The sequence below is a fragment of the Paenibacillus sp. J5C2022 genome (assembly GCF_025567625.1).
Classification (GTDB): domain Bacteria; phylum Bacillota; class Bacilli; order Paenibacillales; family Paenibacillaceae; genus Pristimantibacillus.
The window spans coordinates 107,657-132,255 of sequence record NZ_JAOQJC010000005.1; the positions used below are offsets into that span (position 1 = coordinate 107,657).

The window sequence follows — 24,599 nt, forward strand, 5'->3', positions numbered from 1 at the left end:
CGTTCAACAACGCTCTGCGGTCTTCCTGTATGCCGGCTATCTCCGCAGGGCCTCTCCCACTCGGGTCGACCGCTTCATCGCCGATAGGCTCGCGCCGCTCACCCACTGTCCTCACCCCCTTCTCGTTCCACCGCATGGAGCTGCGACCACAGTTGCTCGAATATGTCCTGGAAGGCCGGCAGCTTGCGCGCGTCCATCGGAGTTGCCGTTCTGATCTCCTCCGGCACGACCAGCTCGCTCCTGAATCGGCCGGGGTTGCGCCCCATGACGATGACACGGTCGCTCATTGCCGCCGCTTCGGCCAGATCGTGGGTCACGAGCACTGCAGTCTTGCCCAGACGCTTCAGCGTACGCTGCACCAATTCCTCCAACTGCAGCTTGATATGAAGATCCAGCGCAGAGAATGGCTCATCCAGCAGCAGCACCTCCGGCTCCGTCACCAGCGTCCGGGCCAGCGCGACCCGCTGCCGCATGCCGCCGGACAGCTCATGCGGATAGCGGCTTCCATATCCGCCAAGCCCCAGCTCCGACAGCACTTCATCGACCGCGCTCATCGATGCCCTCGTCTTCGTTCCGTTAATTTCCAGTCCGATCGCAGCATTGTCGCGGATGCTGCGCCACGGGAACAAATAATCCTGCTGCAGCATGTAGCCCACCTTGGGAGACGGCCCGGTGACCGTCTCCCCGCCAAGCAGCACCCGTCCCATCGTAGGCGGGAACAATCCTGCAAGCAGATTGAGCACAGTCGTCTTGCCGCAGCCGCTGGGACCTACCAGACTTAGAAACTCTCCGCGCGACAGCGACAGCCGCAAGCCTTCCAGAACCAGCGCCGCCCCTTTCTCGTTCACATACACATGGGAGAGGTCTACAAGCTGAAGTACCGGCGTTTCCGACATTTCAATCTCCCCCCTCGCCTGATGTCGCTTGCTATTTCACCGAATCGATCGCCGTCTGTCCGAAGCCGGTATTGACAAGCACGCTGTGCTCCGTTCGTTTCTCCAGCTCCCCTGCGCTCATGATGATATCCAGCAAATTGTTCCATTCCGCTTCGTCGATGATGGGATCGGAGGCGAATGAGCCTTGAGACTTGTATCGGTCGATGGAGCTGATCAAGATGTCGCGATCCACATTTTCAAAGTATGGTGACACAACTTCTGCTATTTCCTGGGCAGAATGCTCCGCTACCCATTGCTGCGCCTTGTACACGGCATCCGTAAATGCCTGCACCCACTTCTTGTTTTTGTCCATGTAGCTTTGCTTCGTCATGAACACGGTGTAGGGCAAGTGGCCGCTCTCCGTCCCGAAGGATGCGATGACATGGCCTCTTCCCTCCCTCTCGAAGATGGATGCGGTAGGTTCGAACAACTGGACGTAATCTCCCGTTCCCGACGAGAACGCTGCAGCGATGTTGGCGAAGTCCACATTCTGAATGAGCTCCAGATCCGCATGGGGATCGATGCCGTGCTTCTTCAGCGTGAATTCTCCCGCCATCTGCGGCATGCCTCCCTTCCTCTGTCCCAGGAAGACTGTCCCTTTCAATTCATCCCAGTTGAAGTCATCCGGCTTCTCGCGCGCCACCAGGAATGTGCCGTCCGTCTGCGTCAGCTGGGCGAAGCTGACAACGGGGTCTTCCGCTCCCTGCTGATATACATAGATCGACGTCTCAGCGCCTACAAGCGCAACATCGATCACCCCCGACAACAGCGAGGTCATCGTCTTATCCCCTCCGGGCGTCGTCGTCAGTTCAATCTTCAACCCTTCCTCTTCGAAGAAACCTTCCTCAATCGCGACATATTGCGGCGCATAGAACAAAGTACGCGCCACCTCGCCGATTCGAATAACCTTCTGCTCCGAGCCGCCCTTGCTGCATCCGGCGAGCACAGCTACTCCCGCCAGTACGACTGCAAGCAGCGCGGATACGATCTGCCGTCTGCTCATCCTTCTTCCTCCTGCCAACATAGTGGTGTACAACAGCCTATGCAGCTACGGGATGAGCGGTGATTGGCACAAAAAAACTGTTCCCTCCTCTGCAGCAGGCAGAAGGAAGGAACAGTCCTGTCGTAACGTTATGAAAGCTTGTATATGTCGCTGTACTTCCGGCTCAAGTAGTCCACAAGATACTGAGGGTCAAGCGGCTTGCCCGTCACGGCCTGCACCAGCTCGGCGGGCGTGCGAAGCTTGCCGTACTTGTATATGCGTTCCGCCAGCCAGTCCCTGATCGGCAGCAGGTCGCCTCGTCCGACCATATCCCATATGCCCTTCAGTTCCTTCTCCAGCGTATCCGCGAACTGTGCGGCATACATGTTCCCGAGCGAGTAGGAAGGGAAGTAGCCGAACGCTCCGCCGGACCAGTGAACATCCTGAAGGACGCCTTCCGCATCGCTTGGTGGCGTAATGCCCAGATATTCCTTATACTTGTCGTTCCACATGGCGGGCAGATCCGCCGCCTTCAAGCCTTCGTTGAATATAAGCTTCTCCATCTCATATCGGATAATAATATGGAGATTATAGGTTAGCTCGTCAGCTTCTATGCGAATAAGCGAAGGAGTGACGACGTTGTTGCCGCGGTAGAATTGGTCCACCGTGACGTCGAGCTGTCCCGGGAAGCTCTTCTGCAGCGCTTCGAAATTGTGCTCCCAGAACGGACGGCTGCGTCCGATGACATTCTCCCAGAAGCGAGATTGCGATTCGTGAATGCCCATCGACGTTCCCGTACACAATGTCGTGCCCACCAGTTCCTTCATGATGTTCTGCTCGTAGAGCGCATGGCCGCCTTCATGAATCGTTCCGAACAAGGCACTGGTCACATCATTCTCCAGGTAGCGGGTTGTAATGCGCACGTCGCCAGGATTCAATCCTGTAGCGAACGGATGCGCGCTCTCGTCCAGACGGCCCGACTCGAAGTTGTAGCCCATCTGCCGCAAGATGTGCAGGCTGAATTCCTTCTGTGCCGCTTTATCGAAGCTTTGTCGCAGGAATGACGTATCCGGCTGATGAGGCGAGGACGCAATATTCGCTGCGAGCGGCACGAGCTGCTCCCGCACACCAGTGAATACGCGATCCAACTCCTCTACCGTCATGCCCGGTTCGTATTGATCCAGCAGCGTATCATAACGAGTCGCGCCTGCGCCCCACAGATCAATGAACTGATTCGTATAGCCGATCACCTTCTCCAGATACGGCTGGAATCCTGCGTAGTCGTTCTCCGCCTTCGCTTCCTCCCATTTGGATTCCGACTGCGACGCCAGCACGACGTATTCCTGATACAGCTTGGGAGGAATCTTCACGCTGCGGTCGTATTCCTTGCGCGTCTCCATAACGAGCCGCTGGTCGATTTCCGACAATGTCTCATATGTATGCTTCTCTTCCAGCCGGGACAGCCATTCGCCCAGCTCAGGCGCCGTCGACAGCTTGAACATCTCTCCCGACAATACGCCGATGGATTCCGATCGTCTGTCCATTCCCCGTCTTGGAGCTCCCGTGCGAAGATCCCAGTAGAGAACGCCCAGCGCCTCGCCATAGCTGCTAATCGCATTCATTCTGTCCCGGAACAGGACTAATGTGTCTTGCACTCCGTTGGCCACTGTTGCGACACCTGCCTTCCTCATCATTCTTCATGGATAAGAAGTCGGCAGCTTGTATATCAACTGCCGACTCCTTATAATCATCTTAAACCTGATGGACAACAGGATGCAAGAAAGGAATGACCTTATCATGATAATTACGTTTACAGATTCCGCCGTACGCAAGCTGGCTCCCTATCTTGAAGAGGATGCGATCAAGCTGAAATTTCTGCATGATACGGAAGGCTGCGGCTGCGTCGTCAGCGGCGTGCCCGCACTGCAGCTAGTAGTCGAGCCGTCGCAGCACGATTCGGAAGGAGAAGGGCGTCCGCTGCCGTTCCTCTATGAGCGGCGACACGAAGTATTCTACGAGCCAAGCATGCGCATCGATTACGATGCGGCGAGGGATACGTTCAGCCTGAAGAGCGACAATCAGATCTATACGACGAGCATGCGGTTCATGACCGCACCGTAGCAGGCTAATGGCGCCATTCCAGCACAACCCTGCCCAGATCATCATCGTTCAACGAATCCAGTATTTATCGGCAAGTGCTGCGCGCCATCTTCATTTTCGCAAGCAGCTCTTCCTTGTTCATGCTGCCTGCCGCCGTGAATTCGGAAGATCGCTCCCTTGTGAACGGAATGCCGCCGATACCTGCGGCAATATGATATGATGCTACTCGTTCCCGGCCAGATGCAAGCAGAGATTTCCGATACTGTTGGTATCCTGCCGCATTCTGGCCCACAGCTGCGCTTCATCAATTTTATCCATAGACCGCTCAATCCAGTTCCCATACGTATCCAGCAACTTATTGGACTCCATCAGGAACACGCTCATCGCCGCCACTCCTCTTGTTCTTTACACTCATCCTCCCTTCTTCCCCCACATCTGTCAACAACTTCAGCAAAAAAGGCTTCAGATCGACCATTCGCAAATAATCCGGCTTCAGGTCCGTTCCGCATATGATAAGCGGGACCAGGGATTCCTTCCGTCGGATCGAGCCATGTCCGCCGCCTTCAACATGTCTGGGCGAGCTCATGTCCGCCAGCTCGTAACCGGGCTTAGCCGTGACGACAAGGTATGAACCCTCGTGAGATTGCAGAGCAGCCGACAATCGACGCATCGCATCGGGATATTCTCTGTAAGCAACCGTTCCGGCACGCTCATTCACCTGAAGATCCAGTACGCTGTAATCCTGCTCCACTTGCCACGATTGCTGGTAAGCGTCTGTCAGACCGCCGTTCCGCTTGTATCTTAATCTGCTGCCCGAACCCCCCTGAACGACAGATACCCAGTCCTCCGCTTTCCATGCTATGAAGTCGATGCGAGGGTCCTGCCGAAGAACGGATGCGATTCCCTCTAATAGCCGTTGCCCTTCCAGGGAATAGACATAAGCCATCGTTTCGTTGACCGCGAGTATTATGGAATTGTTTTCGGTTGCGCTTTCGCCTGTTCGCATGACATTCTCTTTGCCTAGCAAGAGCGGCAGTTCGATAACTGCCCCTTTATTGGCAGGCAGCAACTGCGTCATACCGCTGTCGCCCGCAACAATAATAACCGCTTCCCGCAACGCTTTCTCCGGAGAGCCGAATGCTCTTATAACCTGTTGCAACTGACGGTCGACCTTCTCAACCCCGTCAAGATCCGCAGGTCCCTTCTGATGCAGAGACTGATCCAGATCGGGCATATACACCAGCAAGAAATCCGGCAGCTTGTCAGTCGCGATCAAATGGTTCAACGTTCCTATCGCATAACCGTTATTGAATCCGAGCTTATTCACCAAGCCGTCCTTCAACTTCTTCTTGCCTATCAACGGATTGGACAGCGCTCCCATGGTCAGGAAGTCCGGCCCTTTCACTGTGATCGTCTCTGCCATATTCGCCGTTCTGCGAATCCACTTCGGTATGGTGAGCTTATGTTCAGTATTCCCTCGATAGATGAGTCCGTTAATGGTGCCCGAAGTAAGCCCAAGCTCATCCAGTTCCTCATATATTGTTCTTATTCGAGTGTTCAGATGCTTGCCGTTCAAATGGATCAGCGCATCGGCGAGTGTAGAATCAATGCCGTTCCTTAACACTTCCATCGGCCCGGTACCGTAGTTGATGACCCGCTGCTCCTGCGACGAATACCAGGTGAGACCGGGTACACGATGGACATCGGGATACGCTCCGGTAAGCAAGGAACTGTCAATCGATACTGACATGGTAGGGAAGGAGCTGACCATATCCCTGTAATATTGGCCGTGCTCCACCAAATATTTGAAGGTCGGCAGCCGATTTTCAGCGATGCCCTCATCTATCGAACTTGCCATCAGAGAATCAACAAGAATAAAGATCACTTTCTTCGTCTCTCGGCTAGATTTCATCCGGAGCAGATCTTGCTCTTGGCCCGGCCTCCCGCCGGAACAGCCAATCAGCAATAAGAATACGAGCACGGCTAAGACATGAGACAGCTTCACCTTCAATTCGTCCCCCCGCTATGACAAATGTTCTATGAACATTGTGCCTCAAGCGGCGACATGTCATCCCAAGTGGGCTTGAGATCGTCATTGCATCAGCCACAGAAGCGGCTGGCGCATCGCGGTATTGCGTCTGACCTCGGCATTGTCCGAATCCGCAGGAAGCGACCGCCAGAGCGCCAGATAACGCTCATCTTGCAACGCGATGCCCGCATACAACATGAACGACATGCCGACCGGCCAATCGTCGAAATGCTCGATATCGTGCGAATAAGGCCAGGATGAACGTTCCGCCAGATAAGGATATAGAAAGTCCAGCGCCAGAGAGATGGAACGTCCGTCCGGCAGGCTGAAATGCCATAGGTCGTCATCTCCCTTGCCGGACAACAGCTGGCATAACGTCACCATGTTGTCGAGCACGAATATGGAGTAGCCGTAAGGCTTCGAACGTGCCAGCTCCCGCGGGAAGCTGCCGTCTGCGGACATCTGGTGCGGAAGCAGAGCGTTCCTGTAACGGTCGCGGCACATGGCCAGCACGGAACCGTTGCCGGTGAACCTCGCGAATGCGGCTGCTTGAACGAGCCAGCATACCGCATGGTTATTGTCGGTGTCCCGCTCCTCAATGCCGTAAGGATGCGACAGCATCCACTCCAGATAAGACGAGAACCAGCCTTGCAGCCTTTCATGCTCTTCCGCAGGCCATGCGCCGGACCGCTGAATGACCCGCGCGACAGCGGGCACCTCAATAAGATGAAGCGTATCGATAAGCCCGATGCCGCGGCCCGTACATACACCGGGTATCGCTTGCGCATAGGTCAAGTGGGGGTTCATCCGCTTCTCCTCGTCCAGGAAGAAGCGGCGCAGCAACGCCGCCGCTCTCTCCGCATATGCTCCGCGCCCGGTCACGGCATATCCGGCGGCCAGATTGGCGGCACTCGTCCGCATGCCGCGCAGCGCTTCCCGATGGGCGGTGAATGCGCCTGGATACGATTGGCCGTCTTTTCTTATGTATGGAAGGCCGTCCGGCGTATCCGGATTCGGCCACCAATAGTCGCCGTTGGAATAGTAGTCGCACTGGCCTCCTTCGCTCATCTCCGCCGCATAATCGGTTATGCTGAGGAGCGGCGCGGCCATGCTTCGCTCCGCCTTCGCGATAATCCTGTCACAGTCCATCCACCGCAAGTGCATTTCATTGGCAATGGTCACCGCGCTCCCCCCTTTGTGTCCGCTACTTCCTCTCGACTGGCAGTCCGTATCGTCTCCACGGCTTATAGCTTCCGAAGAAACCGCACATATGAGGTACTGTAGCAACGGGCTCTAGCACCAATTCCTCCCCTTCATCATCTTCGGCAACCAGCAGCAGCTCCTCCCCGGCGTTCAGCTTCAGCTCGAAGCAGCCATCGCCGAGCGGTCTGGCGGTCCCCCGAACAATATTCACGCAGCCGGTCATATCCGTCATTAATGTGCACGGCGAACCGGCCAGACTACGTACGGCTATCCAGGCTGTGCGTCCTTCCGATCTGACGGCGCTGACGAGGAATGCCCCCTCCGCACGCAATTGGTGAAAGCTTGCTTCCCGCCACCCGCCAGGCATGGCAGGGAATACTGCGACGGTATCGCCCCGGCTCTGTAGGAGCATGTCGTGAATGGCCTCTGCGCCCGCTAGCGGAGATTCGATGACCGGACCCGCTTCCTTGTACATCGTATTGGGCTTGAGCAGATGTATGAGCGACTGCAAGTAAGCGTGAGCTTCATCGCCCCAGCCCAGAGCCGCCGCTATGGAAGCCGCCCCTGTAAAGGAGAATCCGCGCAAGTCGCCTTCCATCGAGAACCAATGGCGCAAGGAGGCAGCGATCAGCTCCCGCTCGTCCGGCGAGTCCGCTGAGACCAGCTGAAGCGGAAAAGCCGCCATCAGATGGCTGAAGTGTCGGTGACCGAATTCCAGCGGCTGGCCGCCTCCTACCATAAAGCCTGTCTCGTCGACAGGCAGCGGAGCTAATCGGTCAAGCACGCTCCGCCAGCGCTTGCAGTCATCTTGAAGCTCGCTTTCATCGCAGCTGCCGATGATCTCCGAACACTCGCTCATCCGCAGCAGCGTGCGGCAGCCCCACATGAGCAGCGCCAGATCGTAGTGACAATCCGGAACGGTCAGCTGCAGGAATGAGCCATATTCCGGAGAGATGGTCGGCGGCAGATGAAGCTTGCCGTCCTCCCCTTCCTCCAACAGATGAATATGATGCTGCACAGCCCGCTTGAGCAGCGGGAACAGCAGCTCCTGCATAAGCTCTATATCCATCGAATAGCGGTATTGCCGCCATATGTTGTGGCACACCCAGATGAGATTGCCCTTCTCGTCGTCAACCGGGCAATCCAGATCGTAGCTGCAGCTTCGTCCCAGTCCGGCTGAATCCGCCCGCATTGCTTCCGGCACGTTGCCGATCAGCTGCTGGAATCGATTGCGCATCGCCTGAACGAGCGATTGCCCCAGCTCCAGCCGGTTGGAGGCATAGACGGGGGAGTACGCCATTTGGACATTCATATTGAACCATACCCCCGGCCACGGAGTAGCCGTCATCCATGGCCCTTGATTGTCCAGCAGCATGCCGTCCTCACTCGTCGCGGATGCCAGCTTGTACATCTGTATCCAGTAGAATCCTTCCAGCATCGTGTCGGGAATGGACAAGAAGCTTTGCCGGTAATAGTCGTGCCACCAGCTGCGGTGCTTATCCAGCCATACATCCCATGACTGCCCGCTTGCCTTGTTCACAGCCTGTACGGCCCGCTCGATCGCCCCGGCGTCTGCGCCGTTCTGAATCGACAGATAGAACAGCCTCCTGCCGCTCCCATCGACCGACGTCTCCTCCCTTTCACTCCAGGCTGTTGCGCAGCCGCCCGAGCCTTCGGGCAGGAAGGTCTCAGCTGCCGTATGAACACCGTCTGTGACGGCTCGGACGACTTCAGACTCCGGAATATACTGATTCAGATTAATGCCGTCCGCATGCTTGAATATCCGGTCTACCTCGTGATGAGCGTACCAGTTGAATGCGGTATCCCGCTCGCCGTCCGACGTCTCAAGCTCTACCCCGATCGTCATCTCTGTACGATGCGCGAGCGCCCTCAGCCGAACATGACCGGCTGTAGTCGTGATGTCCGCTCTAAGCTCCGCATCCCATAAGTGCAGCCTTAGACTGATCGGCTGGTATATCCAGCCGGCCAGCTCCAGGTGCAGCTCGCCTACCGGAACACGCGGCGGGAATGGGCTGTCGCCGTCCTTCGCAGTGACGTCTGTCCGTCCCAGAACGAAGCGCAGCACATGACGCTTCAGCCGATGCTCTTCGCAATAGATCATGGCGCCGATCCAGCCATTGCCGATGAAAGCCCCTTGATCCCAGGAGACGGGCTTCACCGACCAGGTCAGATCGTGCCGGCCCAGGAACGACGGCCAGTCGATATTCTCTTGCCATAATGCAGTACTCATGCCGAACGAACCTCCTTCATCATGTCATCGTTCTAATTCGATAGCGGGAGCATCGCCGTCTTCAATCCATCCGATACAGCGCATACGACCGCCTTGCCCTCTTCTCTGCATTCTGCTACAATGACCGCCTGGCCGTTCGCCAGCTGGACGTAGCTGCTGCCGCTTGCCGTCCCCAGATTCGCGATCAGCTTCCCTTCTCCTGCAAGGGAGAAGCGGACGAACATTGCCGCATCCGGACAGAATACGCCGTTCGCATCGAATGCGCGCACCTCTATCCTTGCCCGTCCTTCCCTTCTGTCCGCCAATCGCATCTGCAGACTGACAGGCTGCCCCCAGCGCTCTGTCTGATAGGTGAATGTCAATTGATCGACTACTATCTTGCCATCCTTCTCCGCCTCTACACGAAGTTGATTCACCCCTTGCCGGAAGACGGCATTCCAGCGCAGTCCGGCGCAGGGATAATTCTGAGAATCACGCCGTCTTCTCCCCAAGCTCTCGCCATTCAGGAACAACTCCGCTTCCGGGCAGTTGGAGTAGACGCGTATCCGCTTCGATTCCCCTTCATAGCCCCATCGGGTGTGCCAGGAATGACCGTACAGACGAACCATCGGCTCTTTGCTCCAGTAGGATTGGAACACGTAATACGCTTCCTTCTTCGTATGGTCGCGTTCCACAACGCCTTTCTGATTCACATATGGTACAGGGTTGTCAGGCCGAAGGGGGGTCGAAAAATCCTTGAACACCCACTGTGCGGTTCCGGTCAGCCACCCCATGCGCTCCTGCGACTTCAAGTGCCAGTCGATTAAATCGCAGAAGTATGTCTCGGACCAGTCACCAAGAACCGATACGCGCGGATCGCCGCCTGCCGCGAGAAAGTCCCCGTCGCGTTCCTCTGCCGTATCGCCCGCCTGAATATCCTGGAAGCCGGTATACGGCTGCTCGACATGACGGCCGGCCATCGCATCCGCTCCCCATTCCATATGAATAAAGCGAGAAGTATTGCGGAAGCCGTGCAGGCTGTACTCCTCATACTTGGGATATATCCCCCTATACCAGCCCGCCCATATCGATGGCGAATAGACGTCCACGATATCCTTGCAGAATTCGCACCTTCTGATGCCGGTGACGCGTTCGGGATCAAGCCGATGCGACAACTGGTGCAGCTCCTTCATGAACGAACGGATATGCTCTTGATCGAACTGCTCGAAGTCGCCTGCCCAATCGTTCTCGTTGCCGAGCCCCCAGATGATTACGGAAGGATGATTGTAATGCTGGTCGATCATAGCGGCCAGCATCTGCCGGCATTGCTCCTGATACGACTCTTCTCCCAAGCCGCCTCTGCACCAGGGAATTTCCTCCCATACGAGAATGCCCAGCTCGTCGCATAGCTCCAGCACCAGTCTGGACTGCTGGTAATGGCCGAGACGGAGGAAGTTCGCTCCCATCTCCTTCGCCAGCTTCAGCTCCGCTCGGACAAGCTCGTCCGTCATTGCCGCGCCCAGCCCTGCGTGATCGTCATGCCGATGGGTGCCGCGAATAAGCAGCCGTTCCCCATTCAGCATGAACGGCCCATTCTCAAGGAATTCATAATGCCTGACGCCGAACCGCTCCGTCAGCTGCATGGAGCCGTGTGCGCTTGCAAGCGTCACCTCGCACGTATACAACCGGGGGTCATCAGGACTCCATAATGCCGGAGCTTGCAGTCCCAGCTCGCCGACCGTCTCCATCCCCGCCCAAGGCGCAGCATCTGTCTCCACCCTTCCGACTTCCCTCCCGGACGGGTCCCGGAAGACAGCTGTAAACCTTACCTCATCTTCTGCGCCCGTCGGATTGTACAGTCTGGCCTTCAGCCGAATCGACGCTTCCTCCCGTGAAGCCTGTTCCACCTGGACGTGCACCCGCTCCAGCGACAGCTTCGGCACATAGCGGAGATGTACATGCCGGTACAAGCCGCCGTACAGGTTAAAGTCGCTTATGTCGGAAGGAATGCTCTGCAGATCCCGGGAATTGTCCGTCATGACCGCAAGCGGAACTTTGCCTCCGTACAAGTCATTCTCCTTCGCCGCGATGGCGGCATCCGTCACATCGAACCGGAATTCATCATAGCCGCCATTATGCGATCCTGCACGTTCAGTCCCTATATACACGTCGGACTTCTGTCCCGCGCCTTCGAATTCGATAATCGTCCTGCCCTCCGGATAAGGATTGTCCACATCCAGCAGTGTGCGATACCATGCCGGTCCCTGATAGTACTTGACGTCGGGATGCACCGCATCCTCCGCATTATAGCAGTGCGGCAGCTCGACTTGCGTCCAGGGCAGATGATACAGCGACGTAGCCCACTTGCGCTCCCGCCATACTTCCCATATTCCACCCAGACTTCCGCAATAATGCTCCCAGTTATCGTTAAGTCGATAGATCGTTCTCATCATTCACCTCTGCCCATTGAAGTTAACGGCCAACGGCCTGGAATTGGTATGTCGTGCCCTGTTCCGCTTGGAAGCGCAGTAAGCAGCCGCCATTCCGTTCTCTCAGCTCCATATCCGCAATCTCTTGACAGCCTATGGCATTAGGCGTTCTCAGCGTCAATGTGCCGGAACGGCTGCAAGCGACGGTCAGCCATTCGAGCTTGCCCCCGCTCCATTGGAAGTCAAGCGTCAAGCCGCCTCTGGCTCGTAGCCCCCGAACTGCCCCCTCGCTCCAGCCATCCGGCAGTGCGGGAAGAAGATGAACGGCGCCGCCGTGCGACTGCAGCAGCATCTCCATGGCTCCCGCGCAGCCGCCAAAGTTGCCGTCGATCTGGAATGGCGGGTGATCGTCGAACAGATTGGGATGCGTCGAGCTTCGAAGCAGCTCCATCAGATGACTGTAGGCTTCGTTGCCGTCCAGAAGCCTGGCCCACATATTGATAATCCACGCCCGGCTCCAGCCGGTATGGCCTCCGCCATGGGACAGCCGGCGACGAATTGTCCGCTTCGCCGCTTCGAACCACTCCGGCGTCTCCTCCGTAATCTGCTCCCCGGGATGGAGCGCGAACAGCTGCGAGATGTGACGGTGACCCGGCTCCGGTTCTTCGTAATCCTCCTGCCACTCCATAATGCCGCCATGCCGGCCGATTCGCGGCTGCGGCACCTTCTCCATCGCCGTCTCCAGCCTTCGCCGGAAGTCGCCGCTCTCTCCCAGCAGCTTCCCCGCATCCAGACACGAGCGGAATAGCGCGTGAACGATCTGCATATCCATTGCCGGCCCCATGCACAAGTATCCCAATTCGCCTTGCTCTGTGCGATAGACGTTCTCCGGCGATGTGGAAGGACCGGTGACGAGACGCCCTTCCCCGTCCTCTACCATATAGTCCAGCAGGAATACGGCAGCCTCCTTCATGACGGGATAAGCTCTCTCCCGCAGGAACGCTTCGTCCATCCCGTACCGGTAATGCTCCCATAGATGCAGAGCCAGCCAAGCACCGCCCATCGGCCATACGGCCGATCTGACCATGACGCCGTCGATCGCCGTATCGCCCCATAATCCCGTATTATGATGGGAGACGAAGCCTTCGACGCGGTACACTTCGCGGGCCGTTCTTCTGCCTGACGGCAGCATCCGCTCCATTAATTCGAACAGCGCCTCATGGCATTCCGCCAAGTTGCCGATTTCCGCCGGCCAATAGTTCATTTGAATATTTATATTGATCGTATACTTCGACTCCCATGGCGGAGTGTAATCGTGATTCCATATGCCTTGCAAATTCGCGGCCATGCTGCCCGGTCTGGAGCAGGCGATGAGCAAATATCTGCCGTATTGGCAATACAGGGAGATCAGACTGTTATCCTCCCCTCCTGCCTGCACCCGTCGCAGTCGTTCATCCGTCGGCAGCTGCAGCAGATTCCTATCCGGAACACCGCCCAGCGAGATCGACATTCTACGAAACAACGGCTGGTGGTCTGCGATATGCCGGCATCGCAAGTCTGCGAACGAGCGCAGCGCTGCGGCTTCCGCCTTCGCCTTGCAGGCGTGCAAGGGGTCTCGGTCGCGGAACGTCGTGCCGGCCGTCAACAGGAATGTAACGGCTGTGGCGCCCTCAACGGAGACGAAATCGCCGATCGTGCGAACGGCTCCATCTTCCGCCACAGCCTTCAGGTAAGAACAGAAGCGGACTCCTTCCGGTCCGCATTGCCCGGTCATCGCTACGGAGCTGCCGTCCTGTGCCGTCGAGCCGCCGTCGAACGGCCGCCGCATCATGTGCGCGGCTACCGTTATTCCGCCCGGCTTGTCGCAGGTCAGACGGACGACAAGCGCCTGGTCCGGCTCGCTGCAGAACAGCTCCCGCTTATAGCGAACCCCGCCAGTCTCGTAATAGACCGTCACGACGCCGCTATCCAGATCCAGCTCGCGCCTGTAGCCTGCCGCCTCCTCCTCGTGACCGGCGAAGTCGAGCTGCAGATTGCCCAGCGGCTGGTAAGGACCGAAGTACTTCGGCGTCGACGTCAACGCCAGCTTCGCAAGCCGCTGAGCCTCCTGCACCTTGCCCGCGAACAGAAGCTTCCGGATCTCCGGTATGTTCGCCGCGGCATCCGGATTGCTCCGTGGCTGCGGCCCTCCGTACCAGACGGTATCCTCGTTCAAGCCGATCGTCTCATCCGCCACTCTGCCGTACACCATGGCGCCAAGACGTCCGTTCCCAAGCGGAAGCGCTTGCACCCAGTCTCGGGCCGGCTCCCTGTACCATAACTGAAGTTGCTCGTTATTGCTCATGCTCCGCATGCCTCCCGTCAAAAAATGCGGCTGTTCCATCCCATTAACTTGGCGATGGCTTCCACATAGTAGTAATCGCCGTAAATAAGCGATACGTCCACATTGGTGCCGGCAGGCTTATTGCCCGTCCCCGACAGCAGGATCGCCTCATGCTCCGGACGGTCCCAAGTGCCGTAATTGCGCGTAAGCGACAGCAATATCCGCTCGGCCGCTTCGCGATATCGCCGTCCGTGCGCCTTCGGCAGCGCATTCGCAAGCTCCAGCAGTCCGGATGCCGCGCAGGCTGCCGCAGAGGTATCGCGAGGCTCGCCCTCCAACGTCTCCGAAGCGCGGAAGTCCCAATGCGCCACATAATCGTCGGGCAGCATGGCCAGGAAGAAGTGGGCGACGCGCTGCGAAGCGTGCAAATAAGCGGCATCTCCGGTATAACGGTATGCGTTCGCCATGCCGTACAGCGCCCATGCGGCTCCCCTGCTCCATGCGGAATTCGGTGCAGCCCCTTGCCCGCCCAACGACTCGATCGCCTCCCCGGTCTCGGGATCGAAGCTGACGATGTGATTGACAGAGCCGTCTGCCCGAATGAAATGCCGAACGATCGTGTTCGCATGCGCAACCGCTATTTGCCGGAATCTGGGGTCTTGTATTTCTTCCGCCGCCCAGAACAATATGGACAGATTCATTGCGGAATCGACGATTGACCAGCCTGTTTTGTCCTGGTTCCACGCCCGCAAGAAATTCCCTGCCAGATTGAAGCGGCCCGCCAGGAAGTTGGCCGCAGCCAGTCCGCGCCGCCTGCCGTCATCGTCGCCCGTCAACTTGTACTTGATGACTGCCGAAGGCAAATATTGAAATCCAACGTCATGATGAAAGTTATTCGCCGCAATCGACTTGCGCTCGAACTTCTCGTCCCAGCTCCATGCAGCTTTCTTATAATGCTCCTTGCCCGTCATATCGTACATAACCCACAAGATGCCGGGCCAGAAGCCAGCTGTCCACCAATCCAGCCGCATATCGTCATATCGTCCGCTGTCGGCCGGAGCCACATGCGGAGATTTGTCTCCCAACTGACCGATCATCCGGTCCACTTTCTCCTGCAGCGCTTGCCATATGGATGGCAGCTCCTGCTCCAGCGAATTCCCTTGCACTACACCCAATCCATTCCCGCTCATGCGAATCCCCTCCCAATGTCTGGCCATCTGCTTCTATCGTAGCAAAAAAAGGGGCCGTCAAGTTGTTCTGTCTTATGATAAAATGTTGCTAGATTACGATAGCGCTGTTCGGAGGCATGCGATGAGAATTATTAACTATATGAATTTGTACAATCATCCGGTCCAGCTCTCCTTCCAAAGAGACCGAACGGAAGAATTTCTGGAAATCTATCATGCCCATCAAGGGCTTGAGCTGCTGTATGTCCACGAGGGTCATGGCCAGGTCATCGTCAACCAGCAAATTTTGCAGCTGTCGCCGGGCTGCCTCGTCTGTTTTCAACCGTTCCAGCTGCACCGTATTCAAATGCGAATTGGACCGGAATCGCGATATGTCCGATCCCTGTTCGTATTCGAACCGTCATCGCTGGAGCCGACGCTTGCCGCATTCCCTTCACTCAGGTCGTTCTTCCATCGGATCTGGAAGGAACCGCAGCAGGCGCCGCAGCTATTCACGGGGCTTCCCCGGCATTATGTCGATGGGATGTTCGAAGACTACAAGGGGCGGATTCGGAAAGCGCCGGAGGAGCTGCTGCTGGAGGAGCAAATGCTGTTCCTCGTCGCGCTGCTGCATATGCTGAGAAGCCATCAAGGCCCGATGAAAGAAGAAGACTTGTCCCGCCCCCTTACATCTTCGGTCGCGGAGCAAGTCATGCAATGGATGGAGAAGCATTATATGGAAGCGTTCGAATTGAAGCGGCTGGCGGCAGCGCTCCATCTTTCGCCGAATTACGTATCCGGCGTCTTCCGTCAGACGACGGGGACAAGCATAACGGAATATTTGACAGCCAGGCGAATCCGGCAAGCGTGTCTGCTGCTGAAGTCGTCCGATATGCCGATGCAAGAGATCGGGCGGGCGATCGGACTGTCGGGAAGCTCCTACTTCTGCAATTTGTTCAAGAAGCATGTCGGGATTAGTCCCTATCGCTATAAGCGATCTAACTAGATGCATTCGATCATTCACAAGCCGCGCTCCCTGCGCTCCCTCTGCTCCCGAAGCGCTTCCGTCCGTGCCCGGATCACATCCGTTCGGTCTCTGAGCCGATGACGGTCAATAAGAGATTCGTCTTCCATCCTGCTGGGAGCTCCCCATTCGACCCCCAGGCCGGAGCTATGGACGAGACACTGATTGTACAATTCGTTATCCTCTATCGGAAGATTCATGTCTTCGAATGGAGAATCCGGCTCGGCTGCCGCAGCTATTCTCTGCATCAGCCGAGCCAACAAGCTTGCACGTTCAAGCCCTAGCAAGCGAATGTCATCGTTATCCAGCTTCCGATAAGCGGATTCGTACATTTTGACGGCGCCTCTGAGATTGCCCCTTCGTTCATGATACTGCCCTACTGCCAGCTGAATAAGACCGACCCACAGTTCGGACCGGCCGTCGTCGGGATGCGCCTTCCAATACTCCTCCAGCAATTCATGGCATTCGAAATAATCTCTCGTCGCATGAAATTCCGTCAAATAAGCAATATAAGATTGAGGATAATGATTCATAATGCCACCTCGCGTAATCCATTCATTTTTTTGTGAAATTATGTTGAAACCCAAGTTTATATTAGCCGTAAAAGTAGAGGATAGCAATCAATAGGCCAATGAAATCAGGAGGAGAAAGTGAAATGAAGAAAGGACTACTCATTATGATGGCGTTAACCTTGTTTCTAACCCTTGGTTTTGGACAAGTGGCAGACGCCAAGCGCGGCGGCATCAAATCGAACAAGCAAAGCTTCACGCAAAACCCGAAAAAAACCGATAATGTGAACCAAAGCAATTCCGGCTCCAAAGCGGGAACGGCTGGCTCCACAGCTGCTACAAAGAAGTCCGGCGGCCTGTTCGGCGGCAGCAGCCTGATGAAGGGCCTGATGATCGGCGGTTTGGCCGGCATGCTGTTCGGCGGATTGTTCGGCGGCATGGGCGCATTCGGCGAAATTTTGGGCTTGATGGTCAACCTGCTTGCCATCTTTGCCATCATCATGCTTATCAGAGTCGCCTTCGTCTATTTGCGGAGCAAGCGCAACAACCCGCCTAGCCCGCCTAGCGAGCGGAGACCGTACTAAAGTGAGAATTTACACGGACGAAATCATCAATGCCGTCTGTCTGCATCTTGCGGAGCGCAGAGGCGTCCGTCCAACCGATATCGAGGTGCAACTGGCTTGGGACGAGGAATACGGCTACACCGCCGAAGTATGGGTGGGCGGCCGCAGCCAATATCTCATCGAGTCGAACATGCGGGAGGCGATCGGTCAGTATATGTTCACGGAATATAACCGGCGCGTATTCCCTTCCGATATCGAGCTGGGAGTAGACGAGGACTCTGGAGAATTCTGGGCGCAGATGAACGATTAACGGGATTGCTATCACAATTTTAAATAATCCGGGATACGGCGGTGCAGCGACTCTGCACCGTCGTTCTTTTTTTTGTACGCCCGCTACTTCCACATATTTCATAGATTCCATCCTGCAACTCTCCCACTCTCCTTGCGTCTAATAGATGAGAATAGATAGGAGAGTGATGAGAGAATAATGATGAGAAGAGGATTACTCCTGCTGACGTCGGCGCTGCTGCTGCTGGGAACGTTCCTGATGCCGGCGGGTCAATCCGCAAACGCTGCCTCTTCCGGCAAAATGACCCAATATCGCGTCTACCAGTATGACAAGCCGCTGAAGGAATTCGCGGGACGCGGGGATGCGATCCGCTATGCCGAACGGTTCAGCTACAGTCATGTAGAGACCATTCCGGACAGAGGATGGGTATGGGACAACTTCCCTGAGTACAAGGTGTACTATAATGGCGGACAATCCGATTCCACGCTGGAATTCCGAACGTATGACCAAGCGATTGCCACTGCGCAATCGCTGGAAAACGCCCATATAAGAGCCTTGGAGAATACGGGCTGGGTGTACGAGAATTATGACCGCTATCGGTTGTATCAAGGCGACAACACCCTTCCGCAATGGTCGTTCCGCACGCTGGAGGAAGCCAAGAAGGAAGCTCGGAAGTGGAGCAACGCCCATGTCATCGATCTGAACAGTAACAAGTGGGTGTGGGACAACCTGACGGAGGAGCAGATCAAGCAGCAAAGCGAAGCGAAGGCGCACTACCGTCTCATGCAAAACGGCAAAATCATTCAAAGCTTCGAACCTTACGCCTTCTTGAAGGATGCGGTGAAAGCAGCGGCAGCTTACAAGAACAGTGCGGTGCTGAATGAAGCCACCGGAAAAATCGTACATAACAATGCGTATAGCTATCATGTGCTGCAAAACGGCAAGGAAATCAAATCGTTCCCCGGTCTGCAGGACGCAGTTGCCTATGCAAAAACATTGGCAGGCTCGGAAGTCCGGTACAATGGCACGGTGCTTTGGTCCGCCCTTCCTTATCTATCCGTCTATCAAGGCAATAAACAAATTCATGCGTTCCATCAAATGGGCTCTGCGCTTGATTACGCCAAGCGGTATGCGAACAGCTCCGTACAGACGCCGGACGGTCGAATGTTATGGAGCAATGCGAAAGCTCTCCAGTATCTTGGCTGGAACGGCTCCGGCTCAAGCACGACGATTATAAGCCACGTCGAGAATACGCAAGGACTTGATATTGATTCGCCCACATGGTTCGAGCTTGCGTCAGCCGACGGTTCATTGACCGACAAATCGGACGCTTCCGTCATGAAGACGCTGAAGGAGCGCGGCATTCTCGTCATGCCGCTTATCCATAACGGCTTCAATCGCACCATGACTTCCGAATTTCTGAAGGATGGCGAAGCGCAGAAAAAATTCATCTCCGCACTTGTCGCCAGATTGTCGGAACTGGACGTGTACGGCGTGAATGTCGACTTCGAGGAAGTGGCGGGAGCCGATCGTGCCGCTTACACCGCATTCGTGAAAGCTCTCACCGAGGCGGCGCATGCCAAAGGTCTGAAAGTATCGATTGATCTTCCGCGCGGCAGCGTCAGCTGGAATCATAAGACGGCCTACGACCATGCGGCTCTCGGCGGCATTGTCGATACGGTCATCATTATGGCTTACGATGAGCATTGGAGAGGCAGCGAGACGCCGGGGTCCGTGTCCAGTCTGGGCTGGGCGGAAGAAGGAGTCAAGCAATTCCTCGACTACGGCATACCGCGCAGCAAGCTGATGCTGGGCATTCCGTTCTACGTGAGAGAATGGCGCCTGGACAGTGACGGCGAGCTCGTGGACAACCGCGCCATTCTGATGAAGGAGCTGCCGAGAGTAATAAAGGAAAATGACGCAATTGGCCAGTTCCATGAAGCTTCGGGCCAATACATGTACACGTATGAGAATGATGGTTACACCCATGTGTTCTGGGCAGAGACGGAAGAGACCGTGCTCCAGCGCATCGGGATCGCCAAGAAATACGATCTGGCCGGTGTAGCCGTATGGCGCTTGGGTTATGAAGACAGCGGCCTGTGGACGCAGATGCTTCGCGAGAAATAATGGACTCCTATACGAACGCCCCGCGGTTTCCCAATAAACCGCGGGGCGTTTCCTATCCATCTCGCCTACTCCTTCAGAGATCCGATCATGACCCCTTGTGCAAAGTACTTCTGCAGGAGAGGGTAGACGATCAGGATTGGCGTTATTACTATAATGATCGTTGCCATCTTGAGCGACGTGCCTGTCACCTGTATTTTATCCATCATCTGCATCTGCATCGCGTTGCCTGCGCTTAGCAACGTATCGGTCAACGCCTGCTGCTTGGTCAGCATTTCCTGGAGTACTGTGGACAGCGGCTTCATATCCGGGTCGCGCACATAGAACGCGCCCGTGAACCAGTCGTTCCAATGCCCTACTGCGTTGAACAAGGCGATTGCGGCGAATACCGGCTTGCTGACCGGCATAATGATCCGGAAGAAGATACTGAAGTCGCCGCAGCCGTCAATACGGGCCGCTTCCTCCAGCCCCTCCGGAGTCTGTTGAAAAAACGCACGCATGATCATCATATTCCAAACGGAGTACAGGGCCGGAATGACATATACCCATATGCTGTTCGTCAGATGCAGCTCCTTCAATACGATATAATAAGGAATCAGGCCTCCGCTGAACAGCATTGTGAAAAAGATGAGAAACGTAAGCCACTTATGTCCCGGCAACGTACGGCTCTTCAGTGCGAACGCGGCCATAGCCGTCAACAAAACGCTCAGCAAGGTGCCCAGCAGCGTCCGGAAAAATGAAATCATGAAGCCGTTAATGATGTTGGACTGGCTGAACACTTCCTTGTAGTTGTCCAGCGTAAACAGTCTCGGCCAAAAGGTTATACCGCCCTTCGCCGCATCCGTGCCGACATTGAAGGATAATGCCAGCACGTTGACAATCGGCAACAAAATGCTCAGGCTGAGTGCAATCAAAACGCCGTAGTTCAACCAACCCATTCCCTTTTCCAGCGTACTGGATGCTCTCATCGATCTTTTCATCGCATAGACCTCTTTCTAGAATTGCAGCTTCGTCATAGGATCTTTCTGTTTCTCTTCCAGCAATTTGATGTAATCGTCAATGCCGGCCGACTTCAGCAATTGAGCTGCGCCATCCATAATCTTCTTGGCTTCATCCCTATTTTTGGCATAATAGGCACGAATGACGGACTCCTTGTACTTGTCGAGCGCCATGCTCAACTGGCTGCCTTTTTGGAATTCGCCGATGAAGGCGAGGGCGGCATATCCGTCCCGGATATCGGCATTTGCCTTTTTCTCGTCGTAGCCCCAGTAATCTGCGATTTCAAGCGGGCCTTTATTCAAATCTTTATTTTGCGAAACGCCGTAGCTTTCCTCGCCGAAGTCTTCCAGATCGTTCAGGTCAGTACCGCCCAGATACCATCCCCAGTCGTTGCCTACGCCGGCGAAGCCGAGCGATTTTGCTTTCACCGGATCTTGCTCCAGAAGATCGAGCACTTCTTGCTTTGGTACCGGATTGCCGTTGCTGTCCAGATCGTAATCGCGGCCTTCCAAGCCGTATTTCCACAGCAGCTTGCCTTCGCGGCTTGCCAGGAAGTCGGCAAGCTTGACGATGTCTTCCGGATTTTTCGTCGTTTTCGGAATCGACCACGCGCCATATCCGCCTTTGAACGTCAACTGCATCCGATAGTCGCCGTCAACCAGGTTAAGCGGGCCGATCGGGATATAGCGGTTATCTTTGTTCTCCGCCACATAGTTGTGCATATCGCCTACAATAGCGAAAGAATTGTTCAGTACGCCTTCCTTAGCGCGAGTCTCTTCCATCGTATAATATTCGGGGTGCATAAGCTCTTCCTGCAGAAGCTTCTGTACGAATGCGATGCGCTTCATCGCATAATCCGTTTGGCTCTCATGCTGGATGGAGCCATCTTCATTGCGTTTGAACCCTTCGCCGTTAAAGCCTGTCCATACCAGATCATTGTACAGCACAGCGCGATCGATGCCGCCCCATACCGTCGGTCCGATGGGATACACCTCATTGCCGTTGTTGTCCGTAAAGCCGCCTTCCTTTATTTTCTTCGCCAAGTCATAGAGCTGTTCCGATGTCGTCACTTCGCGCGGATCAATACCCAGCTTATCGGCAATATCTTTGCGAATATACGGACCGGACACATATTTGCGAACGTTGTAGCCGCCTTCACGCGGAACATTGATATGAACGCTGTAAGCCGCTCCTTCGTACTCCGGACGGAACATAACGCCGTACTTCGTATCGAGAGGCAAGTAGTCGTCCTCGTAATATTTGCTATATACGCTGGATTCCTTCAACAATGAGCTGACGTCATGGAACATATCCTCGCGAGCGGCTTTGTTGATCATTTCCATCTCAGGACGGCCGCTATGATTCAAGTAATAGCCAATGAAGTCAGGCAGATCACCTGCCGCCAGACCCGCAGCCAGAGCTTTCTGAGAGCCGTCATGACCGACGGCTTGCAACTCCAGCTCGATCCCCGTCATTTCCTTCAGCTTGTTCATCACTTCCGGATTCATCTCTTCCGTTACGTCGCTGCCCATGAAGATCAGCCCTTTTATTTTACGATCTGCGATCCAGGTGGAAGGCTTGTCTGCCGGAGTCTCCTTATTTGTTGCCGTATCCTCCGATGCTGACGGCTCATTGTTCGTTCCGCATGCGGACAACACCATAGCGCACACCATCATCAGCAGCACCAACTTGGACCAGCTCTGCAATTTTCTCATTTTTTTCTCCCTCTCCTGTTTGAATTCTATATTGTGAAGACAATCGCTGCGCAATTGTCCATTCACCATAATGAAGAACCGAACCACTTTCTGGCCACGCGATTGACAGATAACACGAGAATCAATCCGATGACGCCTTGCATAAGTCCCATTGCGGTGCCGAAGCCGAACTGACCGCTCTCCAGCCCCATATAAATGATGTAAGTGTCCAGAATTTCCGACAGATTCATATTTCCCGGCGTTTTCAGCAAATAGATCTGGTCAAAGCCTGCCGACAAAATATTGCCAAGCGATAAAATAAACACAATGATAACCGTCGGCCTGATGCCTGGCAGCGTAATATGCCATATTTGCCGCCACTTGCTGGCCCCATCTATTTTGGCCGCCTCGTACAACGCAGGGTTGATGCCCATAATTGCCGCGAAATAGATGATCGAGCTCCAGCCTACATCCTTCCATATATAACTCCAGAACATAATGGGATAAAACGCGTGTTCTTCCATTAAGAAGAAGGTGCCGCCGTCGCCGCCAAGCCAAGCGATGAACTCGTTGACCAGTCCCGTATCCGGAGCCAGTAACCGCTGCAGGATGCCTACCACGATGACCCATGACAGGAAGTGCGGCAAGTACGCTATACCCTGGAACAGATTGCGCAGCTTCCCGTTCCCGACTTCGTTGAACATTAAAGCAAGCAAGATGGGAAACGGCAGAGCAAGAAAAACTTTCATCGCGCTGATCATGAGCGTATTTCGCAAGATGAGCAAGCTTTGCGGATCTTGAAAAAACATCTCGAAATAAGTGAATCCAATCCATGGGCTGCCGAATATGCCCCTGTTGAATTGGTATTCCTTGAAAGCCAACACAAGCCCGCCCATCGGAACATACGAAAAAACAACAAAAAACAAAATACAGGGCAGAAGCATGAGATAAAGCTGATAATGCCTCATCATTCTCTTCCACAATCGCGGCCAGCCTCTGTCAGGCTGCTCCTTCGCTTTCATGCCCGCTGGATAAGCGGATTGGGCAGCTGCCGGCGAAGTGTTTTGCACTTTTTCTCACATCCGTTTCTGTCGCCATTTTGTTGCGGTTTGTTGCGTTATTCAATCTATATCACTTCTGATGTTGTGACATCTTGATCATAAAGCGCTTTTGTTTTCGTTGTATCAGAACCGTTTTAATGTTTTATTAACCGTTGACAGTGATCCAGGCGATTCCTTGGCGCTCCAGCTCTTGCTGCCATAATACGGGATATTGCTTATCGCATATGACGACATCTATCGCGTCAAGAGGCGCAATATGGCAGAACGCCTGAATGCCCACTTTGCTGTGATCCAGCAATACGATGACCTCCTTGGCACTTGCGATGACCAGCTTCGAGATGATGGAATCGTTAATGTCGTAATCGCTTATGCCGCTCTCGATCGTCATGCCGCCCACGGAGATGAAAGCCCGGTCGACGTAGAAGCTCTTCAGCATCTCCTGGCAGAGATGCCCGTTGATCGATTGCTGTTCGGGAGATATCTCGCCGCCAAGCAGGATGATGCGTCCGCTGAACAATCCTTGCACAATCGAATCCCGAAGCTGCACGGCAACGGCCAATGAATTCGTAATGACCGTAATCCGGTGCTTGCCTTTAATCGCGCGAGCCAATTCATGTATCGTCGTTCCCGTATCCATATAGATCGTATTGCCGTCCTGAATGAGCTCTACAGCTCTGTGGCTGATCGCTTGCTTCGCCTCGAGATTCATCACCTGCCGCTGCTGATAGGGAGGCTCGCCGTGTTCATATTGCACCTTGACGCCGCCGCCGTATACGCGGCGCAGCTTCCCTTCTTCCTCCAGCACGAACAGGTCGCGCCTTACGGTTTCTTGCGACACTTGGAGCTGCTCCGAAAGCACGGTTACACGAACCTTGCCTAACGCATCCAATTGTTCCATAATGAAATTTTTGCGTTCTTCCGCTAGCAACGACACGTTAT

General features: G+C 55.1%; 20 protein-coding genes. 5 read left to right on the forward strand and 15 right to left on the reverse strand.

Annotated features, from left to right (window positions below; genetic code table 11):
• Nucleotides 1-98: 98 nt before the first annotated feature.
• From M6D81_RS05765 to M6D81_RS05775, 3 genes are all read right to left on the reverse strand, one after another.
• Complete coding sequence (locus M6D81_RS05765) at nt 99-896, reverse strand: ABC transporter ATP-binding protein (RefSeq protein ID WP_262675873.1); 798 nt, start codon at nt 894-896, stop codon at nt 99-101.
• 31 nt (nt 897-927) lie between these two features.
• Nucleotides 928-1,938: an ABC transporter substrate-binding protein gene (locus M6D81_RS05770; protein WP_262675874.1), complete on the reverse strand. Its 1,011-nt coding sequence runs from the start codon at nt 1,936-1,938 to the stop codon at nt 928-930.
• Between the two features lie 128 nt (nt 1,939-2,066).
• Nucleotides 2,067-3,539: a carboxypeptidase M32 gene (locus tag M6D81_RS05775; protein ID WP_262676012.1), complete on the reverse strand. Its 1,473-nt coding sequence runs from the start codon at nt 3,537-3,539 to the stop codon at nt 2,067-2,069.
• Nucleotides 3,540-3,714: 175 nt separating this feature from the next.
• Here M6D81_RS05775 and M6D81_RS05780 point away from each other — a divergent pair, with 175 nt between their 5' ends.
• A complete protein-coding gene (locus M6D81_RS05780) occupies nt 3,715-4,038 on the forward strand; it encodes an iron-sulfur cluster biosynthesis family protein (RefSeq protein WP_262675875.1) in 324 nt (107 codons plus the stop codon).
• 201 nt (nt 4,039-4,239) lie between these two features.
• Here M6D81_RS05780 and M6D81_RS05785 read toward each other — a convergent pair whose 3' ends face one another.
• The 7 genes from M6D81_RS05785 to M6D81_RS05815 form a co-directional block, all read right to left on the reverse strand.
• Nucleotides 4,240-4,401, reverse strand: coding sequence for a DUF1572 family protein (locus tag M6D81_RS05785; protein WP_262675876.1), 162 nt, complete (start codon nt 4,399-4,401; stop codon nt 4,240-4,242).
• Entirely contained in the window at nt 4,373-6,022 is a 1,650-nt protein-coding gene (locus M6D81_RS05790) for an alkaline phosphatase family protein (protein ID WP_262676013.1), read from the reverse strand. The genes M6D81_RS05785 and M6D81_RS05790 overlap by 29 nt, the downstream gene beginning before the upstream one ends.
• A gap of 87 nt (nt 6,023-6,109) precedes the next feature.
• A complete protein-coding gene (locus M6D81_RS05795) occupies nt 6,110-7,228 on the reverse strand; it encodes an alginate lyase family protein (RefSeq protein WP_262675877.1) in 1,119 nt (372 codons plus the stop codon).
• A gap of 22 nt (nt 7,229-7,250) precedes the next feature.
• On the reverse strand, nt 7,251-9,500 hold the full coding sequence (locus M6D81_RS05800; protein WP_262675878.1) for a glycosyl hydrolase family 95 catalytic domain-containing protein: 2,250 nt from the start codon (nt 9,498-9,500) through the stop codon (nt 7,251-7,253).
• A 32-nt stretch (nt 9,501-9,532) separates the two neighbouring features.
• Nucleotides 9,533-11,932, reverse strand: a complete 2,400-nt coding sequence (locus tag M6D81_RS05805; RefSeq protein WP_262675879.1) for a glycoside hydrolase family 2 protein — start codon at nt 11,930-11,932, stop codon at nt 9,533-9,535.
• Nucleotides 11,933-11,951: 19 nt separating this feature from the next.
• Complete coding sequence (locus M6D81_RS05810) at nt 11,952-14,252, reverse strand: glycoside hydrolase family 95 protein (RefSeq protein WP_262675880.1); 2,301 nt, start codon at nt 14,250-14,252, stop codon at nt 11,952-11,954.
• Nucleotides 14,253-14,269: 17 nt separating this feature from the next.
• Entirely contained in the window at nt 14,270-15,421 is a 1,152-nt protein-coding gene (locus M6D81_RS05815; protein WP_262675881.1) for a glycoside hydrolase family 88 protein, read from the reverse strand.
• Nucleotides 15,422-15,542: 121 nt separating this feature from the next.
• On the opposite strand from M6D81_RS05815, the gene M6D81_RS05820 reads away from it, so the two are divergent.
• Nucleotides 15,543-16,403 carry an AraC family transcriptional regulator gene (locus M6D81_RS05820; protein WP_262675882.1) on the forward strand — a complete coding sequence of 287 codons (861 nt, stop codon included), beginning with the start codon at nt 15,543-15,545 and terminating at the stop codon, nt 16,401-16,403.
• 14 nt (nt 16,404-16,417) lie between these two features.
• On the opposite strand, the gene M6D81_RS05825 is transcribed toward M6D81_RS05820, so the two are convergent.
• Complete coding sequence (locus tag M6D81_RS05825) at nt 16,418-16,954, reverse strand: DUF309 domain-containing protein (RefSeq protein ID WP_262675883.1); 537 nt, start codon at nt 16,952-16,954, stop codon at nt 16,418-16,420.
• A 122-nt stretch (nt 16,955-17,076) separates the two neighbouring features.
• Between M6D81_RS05825 and M6D81_RS05830 the strand changes: the two genes are divergently transcribed.
• From M6D81_RS05830 to M6D81_RS05840, 3 genes are all read left to right on the forward strand, one after another.
• Complete coding sequence (locus tag M6D81_RS05830) at nt 17,077-17,514, forward strand: hypothetical protein (protein ID WP_262675884.1); 438 nt, start codon at nt 17,077-17,079, stop codon at nt 17,512-17,514.
• Between the two features lies 1 nt (nt 17,515).
• Complete coding sequence (locus M6D81_RS05835; RefSeq protein ID WP_262675885.1) at nt 17,516-17,803, forward strand: YxcD family protein; 288 nt, start codon at nt 17,516-17,518, stop codon at nt 17,801-17,803.
• Between the two features lie 177 nt (nt 17,804-17,980).
• Complete coding sequence (locus tag M6D81_RS05840; RefSeq protein WP_262675886.1) at nt 17,981-19,909, forward strand: glycosyl hydrolase family 18 protein; 1,929 nt, start codon at nt 17,981-17,983, stop codon at nt 19,907-19,909.
• 65 nt (nt 19,910-19,974) lie between these two features.
• Here M6D81_RS05840 and M6D81_RS05845 read toward each other — a convergent pair whose 3' ends face one another.
• The 4 genes from M6D81_RS05845 to M6D81_RS05860 all read right to left on the reverse strand — a co-directional run bounded on the left by M6D81_RS05845 (nt 19,975) and on the right by M6D81_RS05860 (nt 24,594).
• Complete coding sequence (locus tag M6D81_RS05845) at nt 19,975-20,874, reverse strand: carbohydrate ABC transporter permease (protein WP_410795699.1); 900 nt, start codon at nt 20,872-20,874, stop codon at nt 19,975-19,977.
• Between the two features lie 27 nt (nt 20,875-20,901).
• On the reverse strand, nt 20,902-22,620 hold the full coding sequence (locus M6D81_RS05850) for an extracellular solute-binding protein (protein ID WP_262675888.1): 1,719 nt from the start codon (nt 22,618-22,620) through the stop codon (nt 20,902-20,904).
• 62 nt (nt 22,621-22,682) lie between these two features.
• A complete protein-coding gene (locus M6D81_RS05855) occupies nt 22,683-23,621 on the reverse strand; it encodes an ABC transporter permease (RefSeq protein WP_262676014.1) in 939 nt (312 codons plus the stop codon).
• 184 nt (nt 23,622-23,805) lie between these two features.
• Nucleotides 23,806-24,594, reverse strand: coding sequence for a DeoR/GlpR family DNA-binding transcription regulator (locus tag M6D81_RS05860; RefSeq protein ID WP_262675889.1), 789 nt, complete (start codon nt 24,592-24,594; stop codon nt 23,806-23,808).
• Nucleotides 24,595-24,599 lie beyond the last annotated feature (5 nt).

What these genes read in the sequence shown, in the direction of transcription:
- M6D81_RS05825 (WP_262675883.1), bottom strand. Translation starts at nt 16,954, where the DNA reads ATGAATCATTATCCTCAATCTTATATTGCTTATTTGACGGAATTTCAT.
- M6D81_RS05785 (WP_262675876.1), bottom strand. Translation starts at nt 4,401, where the DNA reads ATGAGCGTGTTCCTGATGGAGTCCAATAAGTTGCTGGATACGTATGGG.
- M6D81_RS05775 (WP_262676012.1), bottom strand. Translation starts at nt 3,539, where the DNA reads ATGAATGCGATTAGCAGCTATGGCGAGGCGCTGGGCGTTCTCTACTGG.
- M6D81_RS05840 (WP_262675886.1), top strand. Translation starts at nt 17,981, where the DNA reads ATGATGAGAAGAGGATTACTCCTGCTGACGTCGGCGCTGCTGCTGCTG.
- M6D81_RS05815 (WP_262675881.1), bottom strand. Translation starts at nt 15,421, where the DNA reads ATGAGCGGGAATGGATTGGGTGTAGTGCAAGGGAATTCGCTGGAGCAG.
- M6D81_RS05830 (WP_262675884.1), top strand. Translation starts at nt 17,077, where the DNA reads ATGAAGAAAGGACTACTCATTATGATGGCGTTAACCTTGTTTCTAACC.
- M6D81_RS05845 (WP_410795699.1), bottom strand. Translation starts at nt 20,874, where the DNA reads ATGAGAGCATCCAGTACGCTGGAAAAGGGAATGGGTTGGTTGAACTAC.
- M6D81_RS05855 (WP_262676014.1), bottom strand. Translation starts at nt 23,621, where the DNA reads ATGAAAGCGAAGGAGCAGCCTGACAGAGGCTGGCCGCGATTGTGGAAG.
- M6D81_RS05765 (WP_262675873.1), bottom strand. Translation starts at nt 896, where the DNA reads ATGTCGGAAACGCCGGTACTTCAGCTTGTAGACCTCTCCCATGTGTAT.
- M6D81_RS05770 (WP_262675874.1), bottom strand. Translation starts at nt 1,938, where the DNA reads ATGAGCAGACGGCAGATCGTATCCGCGCTGCTTGCAGTCGTACTGGCG.
- M6D81_RS05810 (WP_262675880.1), bottom strand. Translation starts at nt 14,252, where the DNA reads ATGAGCAATAACGAGCAACTTCAGTTATGGTACAGGGAGCCGGCCCGA.
- M6D81_RS05850 (WP_262675888.1), bottom strand. Translation starts at nt 22,620, where the DNA reads ATGAGAAAATTGCAGAGCTGGTCCAAGTTGGTGCTGCTGATGATGGTG.
- M6D81_RS05780 (WP_262675875.1), top strand. Translation starts at nt 3,715, where the DNA reads ATGATAATTACGTTTACAGATTCCGCCGTACGCAAGCTGGCTCCCTAT.
- M6D81_RS05800 (WP_262675878.1), bottom strand. Translation starts at nt 9,500, where the DNA reads ATGAGTACTGCATTATGGCAAGAGAATATCGACTGGCCGTCGTTCCTG.
- M6D81_RS05820 (WP_262675882.1), top strand. Translation starts at nt 15,543, where the DNA reads ATGAGAATTATTAACTATATGAATTTGTACAATCATCCGGTCCAGCTC.
- M6D81_RS05805 (WP_262675879.1), bottom strand. Translation starts at nt 11,932, where the DNA reads ATGATGAGAACGATCTATCGACTTAACGATAACTGGGAGCATTATTGC.